The sequence below is a fragment of the Caulobacter sp. Root655 genome, from assembly GCF_001427665.1.
Classification (GTDB): Bacteria; Pseudomonadota; Alphaproteobacteria; order Caulobacterales; family Caulobacteraceae; genus Caulobacter.
On record NZ_LMHC01000023.1, the window covers coordinates 588,079 to 608,782 of the forward strand.

General features: G+C 69.1%; 22 protein-coding genes and 2 pseudogenes. 11 read left to right on the plus strand and 13 right to left on the minus strand.

The window, feature by feature from the left end:
• Window positions 1–6: 6 nt before the first annotated feature.
• Window positions 7–453 carry a flagellar basal body rod protein FlgB gene (gene flgB / locus ASD79_RS17695; RefSeq protein ID WP_056723953.1) on the minus strand — a complete coding sequence of 149 codons (447 nt, stop codon included), beginning with the start codon at window positions 451–453 and terminating at the stop codon, window positions 7–9.
• A 99-nt stretch (window positions 454–552) separates the two neighbouring features.
• Between flgB and ASD79_RS17700 the strand changes: the two genes are divergently transcribed.
• From ASD79_RS17700 to ASD79_RS17715, 4 genes are all read left to right on the plus strand, one after another.
• Window positions 553–879, plus strand: a complete 327-nt coding sequence (locus ASD79_RS17700) for a flagellar biosynthetic protein FliO (protein WP_056723955.1) — start codon at window positions 553–555, stop codon at window positions 877–879.
• Entirely contained in the window at window positions 879–1,676 is a 798-nt protein-coding gene (gene fliP / locus ASD79_RS17705) for a flagellar type III secretion system pore protein FliP (RefSeq protein ID WP_156400557.1), read from the plus strand. Before ASD79_RS17700 ends, fliP begins: the two co-directional genes overlap by 1 nt.
• A 27-nt stretch (window positions 1,677–1,703) precedes the next feature.
• Window positions 1,704–2,615 (plus strand): ribokinase, encoded by a 912-nt coding sequence (locus ASD79_RS17710; protein WP_056723958.1) that lies wholly within the window; start codon window positions 1,704–1,706, stop codon window positions 2,613–2,615.
• 93 nt (window positions 2,616–2,708) lie between these two features.
• Entirely contained in the window at window positions 2,709–4,160 is a 1,452-nt protein-coding gene (locus ASD79_RS17715) for a serine hydrolase domain-containing protein (protein ID WP_082585001.1), read from the plus strand.
• 4 nt (window positions 4,161–4,164) lie between these two features.
• Here the strand turns inward: ASD79_RS17715 and ASD79_RS17720 are convergent, their stop codons facing one another.
• From ASD79_RS17720 to ASD79_RS17735, 4 genes and pseudogenes are all read right to left on the minus strand, one after another.
• Window positions 4,165–4,671, minus strand: a complete 507-nt coding sequence (locus ASD79_RS17720) for a PAS domain-containing protein (protein WP_156400567.1) — start codon at window positions 4,669–4,671, stop codon at window positions 4,165–4,167.
• A 229-nt stretch (window positions 4,672–4,900) separates the two neighbouring features.
• Entirely contained in the window at window positions 4,901–5,317 is a 417-nt protein-coding gene (locus tag ASD79_RS17725) for a MucR family transcriptional regulator (protein WP_056723961.1), read from the minus strand.
• A 217-nt stretch (window positions 5,318–5,534) separates the two neighbouring features.
• Complete coding sequence (locus tag ASD79_RS17730; protein WP_056723963.1) at window positions 5,535–6,755, minus strand: DUF2336 domain-containing protein; 1,221 nt, start codon at window positions 6,753–6,755, stop codon at window positions 5,535–5,537.
• Between the two features lie 126 nt (window positions 6,756–6,881).
• Window positions 6,882–8,171, minus strand: a pseudogene (locus ASD79_RS17735) (methyl-accepting chemotaxis protein); the annotation flags it as partial.
• A gap of 358 nt (window positions 8,172–8,529) precedes the next feature.
• Here ASD79_RS17735 and ASD79_RS17740 point away from each other — a divergent pair.
• From ASD79_RS17740 to ASD79_RS24040, 3 genes are all read left to right on the plus strand, one after another.
• Entirely contained in the window at window positions 8,530–9,198 is a 669-nt protein-coding gene (locus tag ASD79_RS17740; RefSeq protein ID WP_235524502.1) for a DNA alkylation repair protein, read from the plus strand.
• An 80-nt stretch (window positions 9,199–9,278) separates the two neighbouring features.
• A complete protein-coding gene (locus ASD79_RS17745; protein WP_056723968.1) occupies window positions 9,279–9,704 on the plus strand; it encodes a hypothetical protein in 426 nt (141 codons plus the stop codon).
• Window positions 9,701–9,868, plus strand: coding sequence for a hypothetical protein (locus ASD79_RS24040; protein ID WP_156400558.1), 168 nt, complete (start codon window positions 9,701–9,703; stop codon window positions 9,866–9,868). Before ASD79_RS17745 ends, ASD79_RS24040 begins: the two co-directional genes overlap by 4 nt.
• Here the strand turns inward: ASD79_RS24040 and ASD79_RS17750 are convergent.
• The 7 genes and pseudogenes from ASD79_RS17750 to ASD79_RS25190 form a co-directional block, all read right to left on the minus strand.
• Complete coding sequence (locus ASD79_RS17750; protein WP_056723970.1) at window positions 9,858–10,361, minus strand: AprI/Inh family metalloprotease inhibitor; 504 nt, start codon at window positions 10,359–10,361, stop codon at window positions 9,858–9,860. The genes ASD79_RS24040 and ASD79_RS17750 overlap by 11 nt on opposite strands.
• A 62-nt stretch (window positions 10,362–10,423) precedes the next feature.
• The gene (locus ASD79_RS17755) at window positions 10,424–11,452 is read right to left on the minus strand and encodes a hypothetical protein (RefSeq protein ID WP_162252379.1); all 1,029 of its coding nucleotides are present in this window, start codon (window positions 11,450–11,452) and stop codon (window positions 10,424–10,426) included.
• Window positions 11,338–12,255, minus strand: coding sequence for a glycosyltransferase (locus ASD79_RS17760; RefSeq protein ID WP_056723974.1), 918 nt, complete (start codon window positions 12,253–12,255; stop codon window positions 11,338–11,340). Before ASD79_RS17760 ends, ASD79_RS17755 begins: the two co-directional genes overlap by 115 nt.
• Before the next feature lie 26 nt (window positions 12,256–12,281).
• Window positions 12,282–13,412, minus strand: coding sequence for a GNAT family N-acetyltransferase (locus tag ASD79_RS17765; protein ID WP_056723976.1), 1,131 nt, complete (start codon window positions 13,410–13,412; stop codon window positions 12,282–12,284).
• 89 nt (window positions 13,413–13,501) lie between these two features.
• Window positions 13,502–13,996 carry a GAF domain-containing protein gene (locus ASD79_RS17770; protein WP_056723978.1) on the minus strand — a complete coding sequence of 165 codons (495 nt, stop codon included), beginning with the start codon at window positions 13,994–13,996 and terminating at the stop codon, window positions 13,502–13,504.
• 103 nt (window positions 13,997–14,099) lie between these two features.
• On the minus strand, window positions 14,100–14,984 hold the full coding sequence (locus ASD79_RS17775) for a crotonase/enoyl-CoA hydratase family protein (RefSeq protein WP_056723980.1): 885 nt from the start codon (window positions 14,982–14,984) through the stop codon (window positions 14,100–14,102).
• Window positions 14,985–15,010: 26 nt separating this feature from the next.
• Window positions 15,011–15,129 (minus strand): annotated as a pseudogene (locus ASD79_RS25190) (hypothetical protein).
• Between the two features lie 131 nt (window positions 15,130–15,260).
• On the opposite strand from ASD79_RS25190, the gene ASD79_RS17780 reads away from it, so the two are divergent.
• The 4 genes from ASD79_RS17780 (at window position 15,261) to ASD79_RS17795 (ending at window position 19,715) form a co-directional block, all read left to right on the plus strand.
• Window positions 15,261–16,928: a GMC family oxidoreductase gene (locus tag ASD79_RS17780; RefSeq protein ID WP_056723982.1), complete on the plus strand. Its 1,668-nt coding sequence runs from the start codon at window positions 15,261–15,263 to the stop codon at window positions 16,926–16,928.
• A gap of 183 nt (window positions 16,929–17,111) precedes the next feature.
• A complete protein-coding gene (locus ASD79_RS17785) occupies window positions 17,112–18,650 on the plus strand; it encodes an acyl-CoA synthetase (protein ID WP_056723984.1) in 1,539 nt (512 codons plus the stop codon).
• Between the two features lie 140 nt (window positions 18,651–18,790).
• The gene (locus ASD79_RS17790; protein ID WP_056723986.1) at window positions 18,791–19,237 is read left to right on the plus strand and encodes a MaoC family dehydratase; all 447 of its coding nucleotides are present in this window, start codon (window positions 18,791–18,793) and stop codon (window positions 19,235–19,237) included.
• Window positions 19,238–19,343: 106 nt separating this feature from the next.
• Window positions 19,344–19,715 carry a nuclear transport factor 2 family protein gene (locus tag ASD79_RS17795; RefSeq protein WP_056723988.1) on the plus strand — a complete coding sequence of 124 codons (372 nt, stop codon included), beginning with the start codon at window positions 19,344–19,346 and terminating at the stop codon, window positions 19,713–19,715.
• Window positions 19,716–19,774: 59 nt separating this feature from the next.
• Here the strand turns inward: ASD79_RS17795 and ASD79_RS17800 are convergent, their stop codons facing one another.
• Window positions 19,775–20,629, minus strand: a complete 855-nt coding sequence (locus ASD79_RS17800) for a serine protease (protein WP_056723990.1) — start codon at window positions 20,627–20,629, stop codon at window positions 19,775–19,777.
• Window positions 20,630–20,704 lie beyond the last annotated feature (75 nt).

Consider the following 20,704-nt stretch of genomic DNA (forward strand, 5'->3'; position numbering starts at 1 on the left):
GTCTCCTTAGCCGCCCGGACGGCGCGTGGCCGTCTTCAGCATCTGCATCGATTTCTGGTAGAAGCCGACCGCCGCGTCGTAGTTCATCCGCGCGTCGGTCATCTTCAGCATCTGGTCCTCGAGCGTCACCGAATTGCCGTCGAGGGTGGTCTCGGTGTCGGCGCCCTCCGGCGAGCGCCAGACGCTGGCCGGCCTGGACGGCGCCATGTGGGCGGCGCTGGTGGCGATCATCTGGACGCCCGAGGTCGCCGTTCCCACCGGTCCGCCGCGATAGGGCTGGCCCGTGGTCTGCGACGCCAGCGACGCCTGGAAGGTGTAGGCCTTCAGGTCGCGCGGCCGGTAATCCGGCGTATCGCCGTTGGCGACGTTCTGCGCGATGACCTTCTGCCGTTCGGACAGATAGCCCATGCGGCTCTTGAGCATCGCGAAGAGAGGAATGTCATCGGGACCCATGCCGTCATGGTGAAGAAACAGGGTTAATCCAGCCTTAAGAACCTTGGGGCACACCAGGGGTGCGGCTCCGCGTCGCGCCCTTTTGCACCGTCAGGCGACATGAACTTCGACTTCGTTGAACTGATCCGCGCCGTCGCCGCCCTGGCCATCACCCTGGGGCTGGTCGGGCTGGCCGGCGTGGCCCTGCGCAAGTTCGGCCCCGACGCCATGTCGCGCCTGTCGATCCTGCGCAAGGAACGGCGGATGCAGGTGGTCGAGACCCTGGCCCTGGACCCCACGCGGCGCCTGGTGCTGTTCACCCTCGACGGCGAGGAGCGCCTGCTGGTGCTGGGCGACGGCAAGCTGCTGGAATGGGGCCCCAAGCCGGTGGCGACGGCGCCGGTCTCGATCGCCAAGATCTCTTCCTCGACGGGGCCCGTGGTCTGATGCGCGGTTTCCTCAAGCTGATCACCGGCGCCGACCCCAAGGACCTGCGCCAGGCGGCGATCATCGCGGTGCTGGCCGGCCTGGTCACGGTGCTGGGCCCGGCGGCCGCCGTCGCCCAATCGGCGATCAATGTCGACCTGGGCACCGGCGCGGGCCTGTCCGAGCGCGTGGTGCAGATGGTCGGCCTGCTGACCGTGCTGAGCCTGGCGCCGTCGATCGTCATCATGACCACCTCGTTCGTGCGGATCGTCGTGGTGCTGGGCCTGCTGCGCACCGCCATCGGCGTGCAGCAGAGCCCGCCCAACCCGGTGATCATCAGCCTGGCCCTGTTCCTGACCGCCATCGTCATGGGTCCGACCTTCGAGAAGTCCTACGACGAGGGCGTCAAGCCGCTGCTCGACAAGCAGATGGAGATGCCCGAGGCGTTCGACGCCGCCGCCCAGCCTGTGAAGGTCTTCATGCTGCGGCAGGTGGACCAGGACGACCTGGCGCTGTTCATCCGCCTGTCGAAGATCGAGAAGCCCAAGACCGCCGCCGACACGCCACTCAAGGTGGTCACCCCGGCCTTCATGATCTCGGAACTGAAGCGCGCCTTCGAGATCGGCTTCCTGCTGTTCATCCCGTTCCTGGTCATCGACCTGGTGGTCGCCAGCGTGCTGATGAGCATGGGCATGATGATGCTGCCGCCCGCCAGCGTCAGCCTGCCGTTCAAGCTGATCTTCTTCGTGCTAGTGGACGGCTGGCGACTCGTCGCCGGCAGCCTGGTCGAGAGCTTCCAGCGCGGCGCCGGCGGCTAGAAAACAAGAAGAAGCAGAAGAACAACGATGGGCGTTTTCGTACTGGGGTCGATCAATCTGGACGCCGTGGCGCGGGTCGACGACCTGCCGCGGCCGGGCGAGACGGTGGCCGGCATTTCGCTGGAGCTGTTCCCGGGCGGCAAGGGCGCCAACCAGGCGGTGGCCGCCGCCCGGATGGGCGTGGCGACCCGGCTGATGGGCGCGGTCGGCAAGGAAGACAGCGGCCCCAGCCTGAAGGCCAAGCTGGCCGGCTACGGCGTGCAGGTCTCCGACGTCATGGAGCTGCCGTCGATCCCCACCGGCCAGGCCCACGTCTGGGTGTCCAACAGCGGCGAGAACATGATCGTCGTCACCGGCGGCGCCAACGCCACGCTCACCCCCTCGCATGTGGCCGCCACGGCGCTGGAGGGCCAGCGCGTGCTGCTGTGCCAGCTGGAAACCCCGGCCCCCGCCATCGAGGCCCTGTTCCGGGCCGGCGTGGCCAAGGGCGCCCTGCGCATCCTCAACGCGGCCCCCGCCCTGCCCCAGGGCGCGGCGCTGTTCCCGCTGACCGACATCCTGATCCTCAACCAGACCGAACTGGCCACCTACGCCCGGCTGGGCCACGAGCCGTCGCGCCTGGAAGAGGTCTCGCGGGTCGCCCGCAAGCTGATGAGCCGCCCCGACCAGACGGTGATCGTCACCCTCGGTTCGGCCGGCGTGGCCACCGTGCGCCGCGACGAGGCCTTCCTGGTCGAGGGCCGCAAGGTCAAGGCCGTCGACACCACCGGGGCCGGCGACTGCTTCTGCGGAGCCCTGGCCGCCTGCCTGGCGGGCAACATGGACCTGCGCGAGGCCGTCGAGCAGGCCAACGCCGCCGCCGCCCTGTCGGTGCAGAAGGCCGGCGCCGCCCCGTCGATGCCCAGCCGTCGCGAGGTGGAGGCGTTCCTGAAGGGGTGAGGCCTCGCCGCGCACGATCATGAAGTAAGGTTCATTTGCACGGCGGCGCTTTAGCCTGCCCTCTCTCGCCAACATCGCGGGAGCTTGGAACACATGGTCGGCAGAATCTTCGCCGCGGGCGTCGCCGTCCTCACCGCGGCCTTCGCCGTCGCCGCGCCGCTCACCGTCCAGGCCGCTCCGGACGCTCGCGCCCAACGGACCGACGCCATCGTCCGCCGGGCCATCGCCGATAGCCGCATTCCCGGCCTGCAGATCGCGGTGGTCAAGGACGGCAAGGTGGTGCTGGAACGCGCCTACGGCGTCGCCAACCTGCAGACGCCCGCTCCCGTGACGGACCAGACCATCTTCTCGATCAATTCGATCACCAAGGCCTTCACCGGCGTGGCGGCGATGCGGGAGGTCGAGGCCGGCCGCCTGGACCTGTCCAAGCCGGTCTCGGCCTATCTCGACGACCTGCCGCAAGCCTGGCGCGAGGTCACGATCCGCCAGCTTCTCAGCCACACCTCGGGCCTGCCCAACATCATCAACAACGCGACGGGCAAGATGAAGGGCGCGACCGAAGCCGAGGCGTGGGCCTGGGCCGCCGCCCAGCCGATGGCCTTCGAGCCTGGCGAACGGTTCAGTTACAACCAGACCAACTACGGCCTGATCCAACAGGTGATCAACAAACTGGAAGGCCGACCGCGGGACGCCACCGTGGCCGATCCGCAGTTTCAATTGGTCGGCATGACCCGCACGGTGTTTGGCGACAGCCGCGACGTCATTCCTGGCAAGGCCGCCGGCTACGCCTATCGCTATCCGGACCCCGCCGCCCCGGGGGTTCTCAAGCCGGTCCAGGAAGAGTTCGAGCCGCTGCACCGCGCGGCCTCGGGCCTCAACAGCACCGCCGACGACATGGCGCGCTGGATGATCGCCATCATGGACGGCCGCCTGCTCAAGCCCGCGGCGCGTCAGACGATGTGGACGCCCGTCGCTTTCAACAACGGCCAGGCCGGCCAGTGGGGCATGGGCTGGGTGGTCATGCCGCGCCCCGACCACCCAGCGGTCGGCATGACGGGCGGCAGTCGCGCCGCCATGCGGCTCTATCCCCAGGATGGCGTCGGCGTGGTCATTCTGACCAACCTCTCGGGCGCGACGCCCGAAGACCTGATCGACGAGATCGCCGCCCTCTACATTCCCAGCATGAAACTGACCGGCGTCTCCGGCCTGCGGGCCGCGCTGCGGGCCCGGGGCTTCGAGAACGCGCCGGCCGTCCTGGCCGAGCTTCGCCGCCAGGATCCGGGCTTCAAGCCCGCCGAACTGGAACTGAACGACTGGGGCTATCGCCTGCTCACCACCGGCAAGTCCAAGGAAGGGCTGGCGGTGCTGAAGATCGGCGCCGAGCTCTACCCCGACAGCGGTAACGCCTTCGACAGCCTGGCCGAGGCCTATCAAGTGAATGGCGACCGCGCCGAGGCGATCCGCAACTACCGGCGCTCGCTGGAACTAGACCCGAAGAACACCAACGCGGCGGGTCGCCTCAAGGCGCTGGAAACGCCGGCCTGATGGCTCAAGCCGCGCGGATGCCGCTATGCTGGCCGGCGTCCTGCGAGCCGACCACCGCGTCGTAGCCGAGGATCATGTCGACGTCGCGGCCGTTGCTGGCCAGCGGCAGGCGCAGCCACAGGATCGACATGTGCGGCGAGCCCTTCCAGGCCAGGCTGTGCACGCCGACGCCGGGACGGCGCTCGTTGACGACCTTGTCCAGTTGCTCGCGCCAGTATTCGACGGCGGCGCTGTTGTAGACGTCGTTCAGGGCCTTGCCGGTGATCTCCCGGCCATAGACCGAGTAGAGACCGGTGCCGGCCAACCGCAGGCGGTAGTCCACAGCCCCGTCGAGGTCACGCTTGACGTCGATCAGGCTGACGGTGGGCAGCATGCGCTTGATGCTGGTGGGATGCAGGTCAACGCGCGCGGGGAGGCTAGCCCCCCGACGGAGGGACGCCCAGTAGGCGAACATCTCCTGGTGAGCACGGGCCGCCGTAGCGGATGCGCTCAGCTGCGCGTTCATCTTCAGATTCCTTAACAAGCCGTTGGAATCACGACGATTCACTATGTCTTAAGGACCGAATCGCCGCCAGCGAAAATCGCGGCCTACAGCAAAGATTCCCTCGAAGAGTCAATCCGCAAGCGAAACGCCCGGCTCCCGCGAGGGATGCCGGGCGTGGCTGGAATTTGCGCGGAAACGGCGCAAGCGCTTGTTTGAATTAACGTTAATGAACGCTCAGACTCAGCTTGAGCGTATCCTAGCGCCCTTTGCGGACCGGTTTGCGGCCGCCCTGCCCCAGGCCCATCTGCTTGGCCAGATCCGACCGCGCCTTGGCGTAATTGGGCGCCACCATGGGATAGTCCTTCGAAAGGTCCCACTTGGCCCGATACTGTTCGGGGCTCAAATCGTACTGGGTCCGCAGGTGCCGCTTCAGCGACTTGAACTTCCGGCCGTCCTCGAGACAGACCAGATAGTCCGGCGTGATCGAACGCCGGACCGACACCGCCGGCTCCTTGCTGACCGCCGACGCCTCGGCCTCGCCCCCGACGCTGGCCAGCGCCCCGTGCACGCAGCGGATCAGCCCCGGCACGTCCGATGCGGCGATGTGGTTGCCCCCGACATAGGCGGCGACCAGGCTGGCCGTGATCTCGATGAGTTCGGACTGTTCGTCCATGTGTATCCGTGCTCCCCCGACTCCCTTGGTCCTGATGGATCCAATTGAGTTTTGGATAGCAGATTATGACCTTCCGGCAACATAGACGCGAGGTCATCCTGGGTAGATGTCGGCAGGTCGACAGACCTTGATCGCCACCTGTACATCCTTCAGTTGAACTAAACTCTTGGTTTCTGGACGACAGTATTCGTCGAATGCGTTCGACGGTCGTGGCGAACTAGCGCCCGAAATCTCGCGAGAGCGCCAGCATGGCCGCGCGCTGCGGCACCGAATACTCGTCGACGGCGCCTTCGTCGCCCTCGCGGATGGCCTTAAGCAGGGCCGGGGTCATGGCCGACGACAGCGACCAGTTCCAATAGCGCAGCACGGTCTGGGCGCGGTCCACGGCCACCGTGTCGAACGCCGCCAGCACGCGTTCGAGGCCCGGCGCCGGCGCGCCGGCCGAGTCGGTCTCCGGCCGCCGCAACCCGCGCCACAAGGCCCGTACGGCGCCGCGCGGCAGGCCGGTGGCCTTGCACAGGATGGCCAGCGGCTCGCCGCCGGGGTCGGTGAAGATCTTGGCGCCGGTCATTGGCTTGAGGCCCGACAGGTAGGAGATCTCCTCGGCGATCTCGCGGGTCATGCCGTTCTGGGCGGCGGAGACGGCGGCCTCCAGGCTGTCGTAGGGGCTCTTGGCGATCGCCGCGCGATTTCGCTGACGCCGTTCAATGAATTGCAAGGCCTTGCGCGACAACGGGTCCTGCCAGCCTTCCGCCGACGCCAGCGGGAAGACGTCGCCGACCGCATCCTGCAGGATTTCGCGCGACACGGCGAAGCGTTGCAAAATCGTCCGGCGCGCGTCGGCGTCCGACCACCAGAACATCACGTAGGCGTGGCTGGGCCGCAGTTCCGGACGCTTGAGCAGCAGGGCGATCAGGTTCGGGTTGTCGCGGGTCGCCGCGACGATGTTCTCCAGCCCCTGGTGACTGAAGCGCACCAGCTCGTTCTTCAGCAGGATCTCGGTGACGGCCGTTTCGTCCATGTCGACCAGGGCATCGGCCACCACCTCGCTGACCCCGCGCCGCTGGGCGATCAGCCGGCGATGGTCGTGGCCGGCGTTGTAAAGGCAGTTGATCAGGTCGGCGTCGCTGAGGTTGGGCGAGTTCTCGAGCAGGGCGCGGGCCACCGGCAGTTCGTCGCGCAGCAGCAGGCGGACCAGCACGCCGGGCATCTCGGTCAGGTTGGCCAGGCGCCGGGCCACCTTCTCGCGTTCGCCCACGACGGCGTCGCGCAGCATCTCGACCAGCAGGTCGGCGGTCACCGAGCGCTCGAAGGCGTTGATGCGGCTGGCCGGCAGGCACAGCACGTCGGCCAGCCGCTTGAGCAAGGCGGCGCGCGAGCGGTGCGCGACGACCGGCTCGGGCTGGGGGCTGTCGAAGGGCGTGGCGTGATCGTTCATGGTCGTCCTGACGGAAAACCGCCGTGCTCAAATCTAGACCAGAACGCCCTTAACGTCGGATGAGCGGCCGGCACGATCGCCTCCTGGCCTGGACGCTGCGGGCGGGGCGGCCTGGCTCCGCCACGCCTAGAATTCCCGCCACTCGCCGGGTCGCGAACGCGGCTCGATCTTAAGCGCGTTGGCGCCCTGCACATAGCGTTCGCGAAAAGCTTCCCGGCGCGGCGCGGCGGGGGCCTCGCGACGCTCGCGATCCTGGCGCGGGCGGTATTCATGGACCTCGGCGCCCACCTGGAAGCGGCCGATCAGGCGCTCCAGCTCGGCGGCCTCCGAGGCCAGGGCGTGGCTGGCGGCGGTCGATTGCTCGACCATGGCGGCATTCTGCTGGGTGACCTGGTCCATCTGGTTGACCGCGACATTGACCTCGGCCAGGCCGACGGCCTGCTCCTTGGACGAGGCGGCGATCTCGCCGACCAGGTCGTTGATCTCGTCCACCTGGGCCAGGATCTGGTCGAGGGTCTGGCCGGTCTCGCCGACCAGCTTGACGCCCTTGCCGACCTGTTCGCTGGAGGCGCGGATCAGGCTCTTGATCTCCTTGGCCGCCTCGGCCGAGCGCTGGGCCAGGGCCCGCACTTCCTGCGCCACCACCGCGAAGCCGCGACCGGCGTCGCCGGCCCGGGCGGCCTCCACCCCGGCGTTCAGCGCCAGCAGGTTGGTCTGGAAAGCGATCTCGTCGATCACCCCGATGATCTGGGTGATCGACTGCGACGACTTTTCGATGCCGCCCATGGCCTCGACGGCCTCGCGCACTACCTTGCCGCTGCGCTCGGCGTTGGCCTTGGTGCTCTGGGTGACGCCGCGCGCCTTCTCGGCGCTGTCGGAACTGCGACGAACGGTGGCGGTGATCTGGTCGAGGGCGGCGGCGGTCTGCTCCAGGCCCGCGGCCTGGCGTTCCGTACGCCGCGACAGGTCGTCGGCGGCGGTCGAGATTTCGCCGCAGCCGCCGCGGATGCTGCGGGCGGCGCCCAGGATGCCGGCCATGGTCTGCTGCAGGCTTTCCACGGCGGCGTTGAAATCGCGCGGCGCCTTGCGGGCCTCGCCGTCGAAGCCGTCCTCGCGCATCCGCCAGATCAGGTCGCCGTCGGCCAGCTTCTCCATGCCCTCGCCGAGGGTCGCCACGGCGGCGGCCTGGCTTCGGGCGAAGGCCGCGACCTCGTCGGCCCGGCGCTGGCGCTCGGCCTCGGCGACGGCGCGTTCGGCCTCCCGCTCGGCGCGGTGGCGCTCGTTCCTGGCCAGGTCGTGGCGGAAACCGTCCAGGGCGCGGGCCACCGCCCCGATCTCGTGATCGTCAGCCCCGCCGACCGGTTGCTCGTAGCGTCCGGCGCCCAGCCCTTCCACCGATCGCGTCAAGCCGGCCATGGCCCGCCGCGACGCCGCGCTCCAGGCCAGGATCAGCAGGGCCAAGGTCCCGACCAGCGTCGCCAGTCCGGCCACGACGAACGGCGAGGCCAGGCCGGCGCCCGCGGCGAGCGCCCAGCCGATCTGACCCAGCCCCGCCAACAACCCCGTCACGACGATCAGCTTCCAGCCCAAGGACAGCCGATTGAACCCGTTCATCCCGAATCTCCGCCCCATCGAGGGGATGGTCCAGCAATGGCGGCTGATTCCTAATGGCGCATTAACCATGATGTCGCTGCGACGTTCTGGCCGCGCTTGACGGGCGTCGGTGGCCGCACGACGCTGGTCGCCACCGGGGCCAAAGGCCGGGGGGATGGCGATGCATCGGATCTCGGACGCCATGGCCGCCTTGCGAGCGGCGGCCACCGACCACGACCTGGCCAATCTCGCGCGGTTCGGCATCGACGCGCCCAACGCCTTGGGCGTGTCGATGGCCAACCTGCAGAAGATCGCCAAGCGCCTGGGCCGCGATCACGACCTGGCCGCCGCGCTCTGGGAAACCGGCCAGTACGAAGCCCGGATGCTGGCCAGCCTGGTCGATGATCCGGCCCAGGTGACGCCCGGGCAGATGGACGCGTGGCGGGCCGGGTTCGACAACTGGGCGATCGTCGACACCGTCTGTTTCAAGCTGTTCGACCAGTCACCGCACGCCTTCGCCAAGGTGACCGAGTGGGCTGCTTTGAACGACGAGTTCGGCCGGCGCGCGGCCTTCGCCCTGCTGGCCTGCCTGGCGCTACACCGAAAGGGCGGCGACGACCAGCCGTTCCTCGACGGCCTGATCCTGATCGAGGGCGCGGCCGGCGACGACCGCAACTTCGTCAAGAAGGGCGTGAACTGGGCGCTGCGGGCGATCGGCGGTCGCAAGAGCCCGGCGCTCAAGGCCGCCGCCCTGGAAACCGCCCGCCGCCTGGCCGCCTCGCCCGACGCCGCGCCGCGCTGGGTGGGCAAGGACGCGCTGCGGGCCCTGACCAAGGCCGCGAAGGGCTGAAACACGGAAATCTGGCGAACCCTGTCGGATTTGGACCGCCCCGAACGTCCTTTGTCCAACCGCCGTGAAGGAGAGACCCGATGAGTGACCTGGCTTTGGGCACGAAGCCCCCTCGCCGTCTTGGCCGCGGCGTCATCGCGGTCGTCGCCGGCTTCGCGACGGTCGTCGTGCTGTCGATCGCCACCGACGCCGTGCTGCACGCGCTGAAGGTCTATCCGCCGCCCGAGCAGGGCCTGCACGATCCGCTGCTGAACCTGCTGGCCCTGGCCTATCGCAGCGTTTTCACGGTAGCGGGCGGCTGGGTCACCGCCCGGCTCGCGCCGAGCACGCCGCGGCGCCACGCCTTCATCCTGGGCGTCCTGGGCCTGGTCGCGGGCACGGCCGGGGTGATCGCCAGCTGGAACCTGAACCTCGGCCCGCACTGGTATCCGATCGCCCTGGCGGTCAGCGGCCTGCCTCTGTGCTGGCTGGGCGGCGTGCTGGCGACCAAGGGGCGAGCGGCATGAGACTGCCTCGAAGCGGCTGGTCGATCGCCCTGGAGGCGGTGCGGGAGCGTCGCGGACACCCGCCCGCGCCCGTGTCGTCGCCGATCGGCGCCTCGGCGCGCCACGAGGGCGGCTCCCCTCCCCGGCGCGGCGGCGATCCCGGCCCCGGACGGACTAGCGGCTGATCCCGACCGCCCGCGCCCGCCGCAGCAACAGGCGGTCCCAGTCGCCGCCCTCCGTCGCCCAGACCTGGTCGTTCAGCTTCTTGAAGACCAACACGCCGTGGCGGGTGGCGTCGGCCATCACAATCTCGCCGCCGGGGCCGATCCGCCAGGCGTAGAGGTCGTCCCAGTGCGGGACCGCGCCCTTGCAGCGCTTGGACGCGACCAGCTGGTAGCCGCCGATCACGCCCGCCGCGTTGAACCGCACGGTGCAGGTCGATGCGCCCTCGCCGTCCTTGCCGACCACCCACGACCCGACGAAGGCCTTGGGCCCCTTCGGCATCGCGTCGCTGGGCGGGGTCTTGGTCTTGCGCGTCTTGGCCATCTGGCCGGTCAGGTCGGCGGCCCCGGCATAGGGCGATGGCTTGGCCGCCCCGACCACGGTCGGGTCGTCCCGGGCGTGGGCCAAGACAGGAATGACCGTCGCCAGGACGGCCAGCAGCGCGATCCTATGCATGGATTTCCCTCCGTTCGACCGGAGCGGATCACGACGGGCGGCGTGCGTCCAGCGTGCGCGGTTCAGACCCGCTCGACCAACACCCCGGGCCGGCTGGCGTCCAGCCCGAAGGTCACCGGCAGGTGACGCACGTGCGGGGTCTGCAGGTTCAGCGCCTTGGCCCCGCGCGCCACGGCCAGCTTGCCCAGGGCCGTGGGGCCAAAACCGTTCTGGACCTTGGGCCGCGCGCCCAGCCGCCGGCGCAGTACACCGTTGGCGTAGATGACGTTGGCCCGCATCAGGGCCGGCGGGGTCATGAACTCGATCGAGATCGAGACGTTGAGCATCGGGCCGTTCTCGATCCGGTGCGGGGCGTTCTGCTTCCAGGTGACCATGGTCCCCGGCGTCAGGTCGTAGGCCTGGGCGCCGTCATCCCAGGCGGGCTCGAAGGCGAACTGCTCGGCCGTCTCGCGCAGCACGATCTTCTCCAGCGCCAGTTCGCCGACATAGGGGTCGGCGACCGGATAGACCCAGACCTTCTTGCGGCCGCGCACCTGCCACAGCGACACCAGCGGCACGTCCAGATGGTAGAACACCTGGGCGTTGGCCGAGCTGATCAGCATGCCCAGGTCGCGCTTGAAGGTGCGCAGGCCGGGCACGTGGGCCTCCTTATCGGCGAAGATCTCGTCGCAGAGGGCGGCGTATTCCGGGACGAAGTCGTTGGTGCGGCGCAGGTTCAGCCAGATGCGGCCGGCCTTGGCGGCCTCCAGGAGCTGGTCGCCGGAAAGGTTTCCCGCCGCGCCCTTGCGCCAGGTGGTCCAGGCCTTGGGGTCCTCGCCCATGGTGAAGACGCCCAGCTGGTCGCGCGGATACTGGTCGAGCAGCCGCGCCAGGCCCTCGTCGTCGAACATCGGCCGCTCGTGCAGGCCATGCTGGAAGGTCAGGTTCTCGGCGCCGAAGGCCTTGGCCTTGTCGGCGGTCCAATCGCTGATGATGCTCACGCGGTCCTCCCGTAGAACTGGATCTTGAAGGGACCCCACCAGAGGGTCTTGCCCAGGCCGCGGGCGGCGCGGTCCAGCCACTCGGCCCGGTCGCCGGCCCGGGTCAGCCACTTGAAGCCGGCCACGACGCCGAACACGGCGGCCTGCGCGACGCCGACCGCCATCCAGCGGGCGACGCCCAGGCGGTCGGGCGGGCTGGCGGCGGCGCAATGGGCCGAGGGGCCCTGGCCGTAGGCGAAGGCGCGGCGGATCGTGTAGTCCAGGGTCAGGCGGTCGGGCACGGGGTCTTCCCAGACCCAGGCCGCGGGCTCCCAGGCGAAGCGCGCGCCGCCGGCCCGCATGTGACCGAACAGCATGTCGTCCTCGCCGCCGATATGGTTGCGCTCGACCGCGAAGGGCGCGACCGGGTCGGGCAGTGCGGCGCGGCGCAGCAGGCTGTCGCCGCAGCCGTAGTAATGGTCGATGACACCCGCCTCGGCTTGGCCCTCGCGCGAGAAGAACCGCTCCAGGTAATCGCGATGCGCGGCGACGCCGGCCGGCGCCCGGGCGCGGACCGGACCGAAGACCACGTCGGCGTCGTAGCGGACCTGGGCGGCCAGCAGCGCCGCCAGCCAGCCGGCCGGAGCCTCCTCGTCGTCGTCCAGGAAGGCGATCAGTTCACCGCCGGCCCTGGCCATGCCGGCGTTGCGGGCGTTGGCCACGCCGGGGCGCGGTTCGTGGACATAGTGGACGGCAAACGGAGCCTCGCTGGCCAGGGCGGCGGCCGTGGCCTGCGCCGAGGGCGTCTGATCATTGTCGACGATCACCAGCTCCAGTTCGGCGACATCGACGCCGATCTGGGCGAACACCGAGCGGGCCGCGACGGCCAGGCCGTCGAGGCGTCGCTGGGTGGGAATCATGACCGTGACGCGCATCCGAGCTCCATCCTTTTTTCGGAGTCTTACCCGGCTCGTCTTTGCGCTTGGTTAGCAACGGCGTGGACCAGGCCCCGCACGCGCCCGCCCATGGTGAGTTCGACGCTGGCGATGGCTTCCATGCGCCGCCGCAGCTTTCCAACCGGACCCGCGCCGCTTCCGCCGGCCAGGGTCCAGACCCCGTCCAGCGAGCTGGCGACGCGTCCGGCCATGCCCGAGGCCGTCGCCACGCCGTCGCCAATCTGGATCTGGCTCAGCGCATAGGCGCCCTTGTAGTGGTCGTGACCCGGGCCAAGATCGTAGCGCTCCAGGCCCAAGCCCGGCATGGCGGCGATGGCCCGCATGAAGAAGATCTGCCCCGGCGACCAATCGGCGTAGGCCGGGTTGGTCGAGGCGATCCACGGGTGGTAGACGCCGTTCAACCGCACGCCGAAGTGGCCGCTGACCAGCTGACCGCCGGCATAGAGGGTGATCATCAGGCCCTGGAATGGCCCTTCCTGCTTGTGGAACAGGTCCAGCAGCAGGTCGCGCGTCCAGTCAGGCCGCAGGAAATCGTGGACGCCGGTGCGCTCCAGCTGTTCACGCTTCCAGGTGATCAGCTGGTCAAACGCTTCGCGCGAGCGATCGGGGCCGACCAGTTCGATGGTCCCCATCTCGCGCTCGAGCTTGTTGTCCAGCCGGCGCCAGTTCTTGATCTTCTTGGGGCTGGCCGCCCGGACGGCCTCCAGATAGGTCTCGGCGTCGGTGTTGGCCAGGCCGATGACGTGGGCCGTCTTCAGTTCGGCCTGGCCGAACACGCCATGGGGGTCGATCAGGCCGGTGTAGCGGAACGAGGTCAGATTGGCCGCCCGCAGCACCTCGGCCCCGTTCAGGTCGGCGTCCGGCCTGGAGACCAGACCGTGATAGTCCGACAACGGCGAGCCGATCGGCCGGGCCAGATGACCGGGACGGCGGTGATGCGGCAGGAAGCCCAGGACCTCGCCCCGACGGCGGATCACCGCCACGCGCGTGTCGTCGCGCACCGCGCCGACCGCGCGGGCGAAGTCCGGTCCCATCAGCGGGCTGCTGAAGGCCGGTTCGGCCGCCGCCATGTCGCGCCAAATCCGCCGCTCGACGGCGGACAGTTCGCGCGGGTGAAGGGTTTCAATGTCCAGCATCGCCATGTGTCCTAATCCGACCCGGTTAGGGGAATGATGGGACTGGGACTGCAACCGGCGGGCCAAACGTGTCCCGTTGCGGGAACGGCCTAGGCGAAGGTCGCCTTGAGGATGAATTCGAGGCCCTGCCGGTCGACCGCGTCGAAGGCGGCGGGCCTGTCGGAATCGACGTCGAACACCGCCAGCAGCGTGCCGGCGGCGTCGAACACCGGCACGACGATCTCGCTGGCCGAACGGCTGTCGCAGGCGATGTGCCCCGGGAAGGCGTGGACGTCCTCGACCAGCTGGGTCTGGCCGGTCTCCGCCGCCGTTCCGCAGACGCCGCGGCCGTAGGCGATGCGCAGGCAGCCCAGCGTGCCCTGGTAGGGCCCGACCACCAGTTCGCGGTCCTTGGTCGGATCCACCACGTAGAAGCCGGTCCAGAAATAGTGGTCGAAGCTGCTGGCCAGCATCGAGGCCACGGTCGCCATCCGGGCGGTGAGGTTGCCCTCTCCGTCCAGCACCGAGGCGATCTCCTGCGCCACTTCGGCGTAGCGGGCGGCCTTGTCGGCGGTCAGGGTCTTGTCGTTGAAAGCTTCAGCCATGGCGGGGATATAGCGCGTCCTGCGGCGGATGCGAGGGGGGCGAGCGAAGCAGGCCGCGGAGGTTCAACACGCGCGCGCCCTCTCTCTATGAGAGAGGGTGTCTTTACTCAAACGGATGCTCGCCCCATGCCGGCCAGATATCCGGCAAGTCGCTGGACACCTTGTCCGGATACGCCGGAACGCGCTTTTCGAGGAACGAGCTGACGCCTTCCTTGGCGTCGCCGGCCGCGCCGCGCGACTGGATGGCCCGGCTGTCGGCCTTGTGGGCCTCCATCGGGTGGTCGGCGCCGGCCATCCGCCACAGCAGCTGGCGGGTCAGGGCCACCGAAACCGGGGCGGTGTTGTCAGCGATCTCGCGGGCCAGGGCGCGGGCGGCGGGCAGCAGATCTTCGGGCGCGTGCAGCGAACGGACCAGGCCGCGCTCATGCGCCTCCTGGGCGCCGAACACCCGGCCGGTGTAGCACCACTCCAGCGCCGTCTGCAGGCCGACCAGCCGCGGCAGGAACCAGGACGAGCAGGCCTCGGGCGTGATGCCGCGCCGCGCGAACACGAAACCGAACTTGGCCTCGGTCGAGGCCAGGCGAATGTCCATCGGCAGTTGCATGGTCACGCCGACCCCCACCGCCGCGCCGTTGATGGCCCCGATGATCGGCTTGAGGCTGTCGTACATCCGCAGGGTCACGCGGCCGCCGCCGTCGCGATAGATGTCGCCGACCTTGCCCTCCTCGCGTTCCAGCGCCTGGGGGTTGGTGCGGTCGAAGGTGGCGCCGCCGGCCGACAGGTCCGCTCCCGCGCAGAACGCCCGCCCCGCGCCGGTGATGATCACCGCCTTCACCGCGTCGTCGCCGTCGGTGATGTCGAAGACGCCGATCAGCTCCTTCATCATCCTGGCGGTGAAGGCGTTGAGCTTTTCGGGCCGGTTGAGGGTGATGGTCGCGATCCCGTCCTCGACGGCATAGAGCAGGGTCTCGAACGTGGGCGCGGTCATGGGGTTTCCTCCGGATCTGACCACACTCAAACACGCGTATGAAAAGTGGGCAACCGTCGTGCGTCCTTCGAGGCCCGCTCCGCGGGCGCCTCAGGATGAGGAAGTCCATGGCTCTGAATTCCTCATCCTGAGGTGCGTAGCGCAGCGAAGCCTCGAAGGACGCAACGTCGTCTCCATCCTTCCCTCACGACACCCTTGGACATCGGCCAAGACCCTGCGCATTGTAGGTGAACACCGATCATGCGGAAAACACGCGGACGGACAAGGGAGAGAACGATGACGTCGATCATCGAGGCCGACTACATCGTGGTGGGCGCCGGCTCGGCCGGGTGCGTGCTGGCGGCGCGGTTGTCGGAGAACGGCCGGCACAGGGTGCTGCTGCTGGAGGCCGGCGGCGACGATCGCCCCACCAGGAACCCCTCGCAGTTCCTGTCCAACCTGATGATCCACATCCCGGTCGGCTATGCGACGACCCTGAAGGACCCCAAGGTCAACTGGCTGTACGCCACCGAACCCGACCCCGGCACCGGCGGCCGCCAGCACGTCTGGCCGCGCGGCAAGGTGCTGGGCGGCTCGTCCTCGATCAACGCCATGCTCTATGTGCGCGGCCAGCGGGCCGACTACGACGGCTGGCGGCAGATGGGCAATTCCGGCTGGGGCTGGGACGACGTCCTGCCGTTCTTCCGCAAGTCCGAGAACCAGGAGCGCGGGGCCTGCGACCTGCACGCCACGGGCGGCCCGCTCAACGTCGCCGACATGCGCGACGGCCACGCCATTTCCGAGTTGCTGATCGAGGCCTGCCACGAGGCCGGCATTCCGCGCACCGTCGACCTGAACGGCGAGGAGCAGGAGGGCGCGACCTGGTACCAGGTCACCCAGAAGAATGGCGCCCGCTGCTCGGCGGCGGTGGCCTATCTGCATCCGGCCATGAACCGCTCCAACCTGCGGGTCGAGACCAATGCCCTGGCCAGCCGGGTGCTGTTCGAGGGCAAGTGCGCCGTGGGCGTCGAATTCACCCAGAACGGCGTCACCCGCACCGCCAGGGCTCGAGCCGAGGTGATCCTGGCCGGCGGGGCGGTCAATTCGCCCCAGTTGCTGCAGCTGTCGGGCGTCGGTCCCGGCGCGCTGCTGGCCGAACACGGCGTCGCCGTGGTCCACGACCTGCCGGGCGTCGGCGAGAACCTGCAGGACCACTACGTCACCGGGGCCCGCTTCCGCCTCAAGGCCGGGACCCTCTCGGTCAACGAGCAGAGCAAGGGCGCGCGGCTGGCCGGCGAGGCGCTGAAGTACCTGTTCACCCGCAAGGGCCTGCTGACCCTGTCGGCGGCCCATGTGGCGGCCTTCTGCAAGTCGCGGCCCGACCTGGCCAGCCCCGACCTGCAGTTCCACATCCTGCCGGCCACCATGGACCTGGAAAAGCTGTTCAACGAACAGAAGATGGAGCTGGAGAGCGCGCCGGGCCTGACCATCGCCCCCTGCCAGCTGCGGCCCGAGAGCCGCGGGCACATCCGCATCAAGTCGGCCGACCCCACCGCCCATCCGGCGATCTTCGCCAATTACCTGGCCGATCCGCTGGACCAGGAGGTGACGGTGGCCGGCCTGCGCTGGGCCCGCAAGATCGCCGCCCAGCCGGCCATCGCCCCGCTGATCGACCACGAGATGAACCCCGGCCCGGACTTCGCGACCGACGAAATGCTGCTGGCCTACGCCCGCGCCTCGGGCTCGACGATCTATCACCCGGTCGGCACCTGCCAGATGGGCTCGGGCCCGATGGCGGTGGTCGACGACCGGCTGCGGGTGCGCGGCGTCACCGGCCTGCGGGTCATCGACGCCTCGATCATGCCACGCCTGGTCTCGGGTAACACCAACGCCCCGACCATCATGATCGGCGAGAAGGGCGCGGCGATGATCCTGCAGGACGCCGCCGCGACGGTGGCCGCCTGATGCACCCGCCCCCTTCGTTGTCATCCCGGGCCCTCGGGTCGCGCGAAGCGCGCGCCCAAGGATAAACTCCGCGAAGCGAAGACCCGGGACCCAGGGGCCGTGCGCACCGCCCCTGGGTCCCGGATAGCCTCTACGAGGCTTCCGGGATGACAACCTGAGTTCACAATCACCGAGGCGCCCCGAATGCACCCTTCGATCCACGCCCAGACCCAGCCCGACAAGCCCGCCTATGTCATGGCCGGTTCCGGCGAGACGGTGACCTACGGCCAGCTCGACGCCCGCTCCAACCAGGGGGCGCAGCTGTTCCGGTCGCTGGGCCTGCAACCAGGCGACGTCATCGCGCTGCTGATGGACAACAGCCCGCGGTTTTTCGAAATCACCTGGGCGGCGCAGCGCAGCGGGCTCTACTACACCTGCGTCTCGACCAAGCTGACACCGGGCGAGGTCGAGTACATCGTCAAGGACTGCGGGGCGAAGGCCTTCATCACCAGCCCGGGCCTCGACGCAATCGCCGAGGCCGTGGCCTCGTTGATCCCCGGCGTGCGGCTGTTCCGGACCGGCGGCGGGCGCGGCGCGTTCGAGGACTTCGAGGCGGCGCGCGACGCCCTGCCGGCGACGCCGATCGCCGACGAGACGGCCGGCAGCGACATGCTCTATTCGTCGGGCACCACCGGCCGTCCCAAGGGGGTCAAGCCAGCGCTGAGCGGCGGGCCGATCGACGCGCCCAACGCCCTGCAAACCATGGCCCAGGGGCTGTTCGGCTTCAGCGGCGACAGCGTCTACCTGTCGCCCGCCCCGCTCTACCACGCCGCCCCGCTGCGCTGGTGCATGACCGTGCACAGGCTGGGCGGCACGGTGGTGGTGATGGAGAAGTTCGATCCGGAGACGGCGCTGGCCTTGATCGAGACGCACAAGATCACCTGCGGCCAGTTCGTGCCGACCCACTTCGTGCGGATGCTGAAACTGCCGGAGGCCGTGCGCGCCCAGTACGACGTCTCGTCGATCCGCTCGGCGGTCCACGCCGCCGCCCCCTGCCCGGTTCCGGTCAAGGAGCAGATGATCGCCTGGTGGGGGCCGGTGATCTTCGAATATTACGCCGGCACCGAGGGCAACGGCTTCTGCTGGATCAACTCGGAGAACTGGCTCGCCCACAGGGGCTCGGTGGGCCAGGCCGTGCTGGGGACCTTGCGAATCTGCGACGAGGACGGCGAACAGGTCCCGCCGCGCACCGAGGGCGCGGTCTATTTCGAAGGCGGCCCGGCCGTGAACTACCACAACGCCCCGGAAAAGACCGCCGAGAGCTACAACCAGCATGGCTGGACCACCCTGGGCGACGTTGGCTGGGTCGACGAGGACGGCTACCTCTACCTGACCGACCGCAAGAGCTTCATGATCATCTCCGGCGGGGTGAACATCTATCCGCAGGAGATCGAGAACCTGCTGATCACCCACCCCAAGGTCGCCGACGCCGCCGTGGTCGGCGCGCCGCACGAGGAGATGGGCGAACAGGTGGTGGCGGTGATCCAGCCGCTGGACTGGGCCAGCGACCAGACGGCCCTGGCCGAGGAACTGATGGCCTTCGCCCGCGCCCACCTCAGCCATGTGAAGTCACCGAAGCGGATCGACTTCATGGCCGAACTGCCCCGGCACGCGACGGGGAAGCTCTACAAGCGGCTGATCCGCGACGCGTATTGGAGCAAGGGCGACAGCCGGATCGTCTAGCTGAGCGCCCCCCCCTTGCGGGTGCATGGACTGGGGACATCCGTGATGGCTTGGGGATGTCTTCGGGCTGATCGCTTGCCCGCGGCGCCGCCGCGTGCGACCAATCAAACAAACGTTTAGAGCGCTTGGGAGAAAGCACCATGAAGGAAGTCGCCTACGCCGACATCGCCAGCCTGGTCGGGCAGGAGATCGGGGTTTCGGACTGGGTCGAGATCAGCCAGGAGCGGGTCAACCAGTTCGCCGAGGCCACCGGCGACCACCAGTGGATCCATGTCGATGTCGAGCGCGCCACCCGCGAGATCGGCGGCCCGATCGCCCACGGATTCCTCACCCTGTCGCTGATCCCGATGCTGGGCGCCGGCATCCTGCACGTGAGCGGCGTGACGCGCGGCATCAATTATGGCTGCGACAAGGTGCGGTTCACCGGCATGGTCCGGGTCGGCAAGAAGGTGCGCATGCGCCAGAAGCTGCTCAGCGTCGAGCCCAAGGCCGGCGGCCTGCAGATGAAGAACGAGTGCACCATCGAGATCGAGGGCGAGGAGCGCCCCGCCTGCGTCGCCGAGACCATCTCGATCATCTACGGCTGAGCCCGAAACGCGCCGGCATTACCTGGCGCGTAATCGACCGGGGGCCGGTCAGGGGGAATGTTCGGGGCGCTCGAGCACATCGAGCGTCACCGAAAGGACCCCAGCCATGACCGCCCCCGCCACCGTCGCCGACCGCTATATCGCCCTCTGGAACGAAACCGACGCCAACCGCCGCCGCGACCTGCTGGCCCGCGATTGGTCGGCGGACGCGACCTATGTCGACCCGCTGATGCAGGCCCAGGGCCGCGACGGCGTCGATGGCCTGGTGGCCGGCGCCCAGTCGCGGTTTCCCGGCTTCCGCTTCGCGCTGGACGGCCCCGCCGACGGCCATGGCCAGCACGTCCGCTTCTCGTGGACCCTGGGCCCGGCCGGCGTCGAGGGCGACGCGGCCCCGGTGCGCGGCACCGACTTCGTCGAGATCGACCCCGACGGCCGCCTGAACCGGGTTACTGGCTTCCTCGACCGCGTGCCGGCCTAGACAGACAGCCGAACGGCCGCGGATCGCTCCGCGGCCGTTCGATCGCTCCTGGCGCATTGCTACCGCGCGACCGCCACGGCGGTGGCCGACACCGCCACGGCGGCCTGGGTCGCCGCCTGGGTCGAGGGCTCGACCGGCTTGGCGGGCTTGGCCTGGACAACCGGCGGACCGGCCAGCTTGTCGAACAGCGCCACCGTCTCGCGGATGTACTTGGCGTGGGTGACGATGCCGATCTCCAGCCGCTCGCCCGACAGTTCGACCTGCTGGGTCAGCATGCCGGCCACGAACTGCACCTCCTGGCTCTCGGTCGAGCCGGGCCGGCGGCGGGCGCCCTGGGCCATGAACACCGGCCCGCCCGAATTGCCGGGGAACACCGAGAAGTCCATCAGGAAGGTCGGGAACACGCTGGCCGGGGCCAGCGGATACGACGCCACCCGGCCCGAACGCAGGATCGGAAAGCCGGCCGGGTTGGCCGACAGTCCGCGCGGGAAGCCCAGGGCCATCATCTCGTCGCCGGGACCCAGGCCGTACTTGTTGAAGGTGTCGTCCTGGGCCAGCCAGGCCAGGGGGATCGCCGCCTTAGCGAACTCAGCCGGAGCCTCGACCACGATGGCGGCGACGTCACGGGTCGGATGCTTGACCCACAGCGGATGGTCGCCGTCGCGGATCTTCAGCGTGAGGGGGTCATAGCGCCAGACACCATCGGCGCTCTGGATGCGGTAGCCGATCTTGGCCGAGGCCGAGGGCATCTTGTCGAAGACGTGGGCGGCGGTGACCAGGATGGTGCGCGGGCGGCCGTCGGGCGTCGGGTCCTCGATCAGGAACCCCGTGCCGACCGTGCGCGACCCGTCGCCGAGCGATTGCTCGAGCTGCACGGTCGCTTGGATCAGATCGACCGACAGGTCCCAAGCCATCTACGCCCTCACGCCCCCGGATCACCTTACGCCCGGGGCCAGTTTGACCAGCGTCGTCAACACGCACAAGTTGGC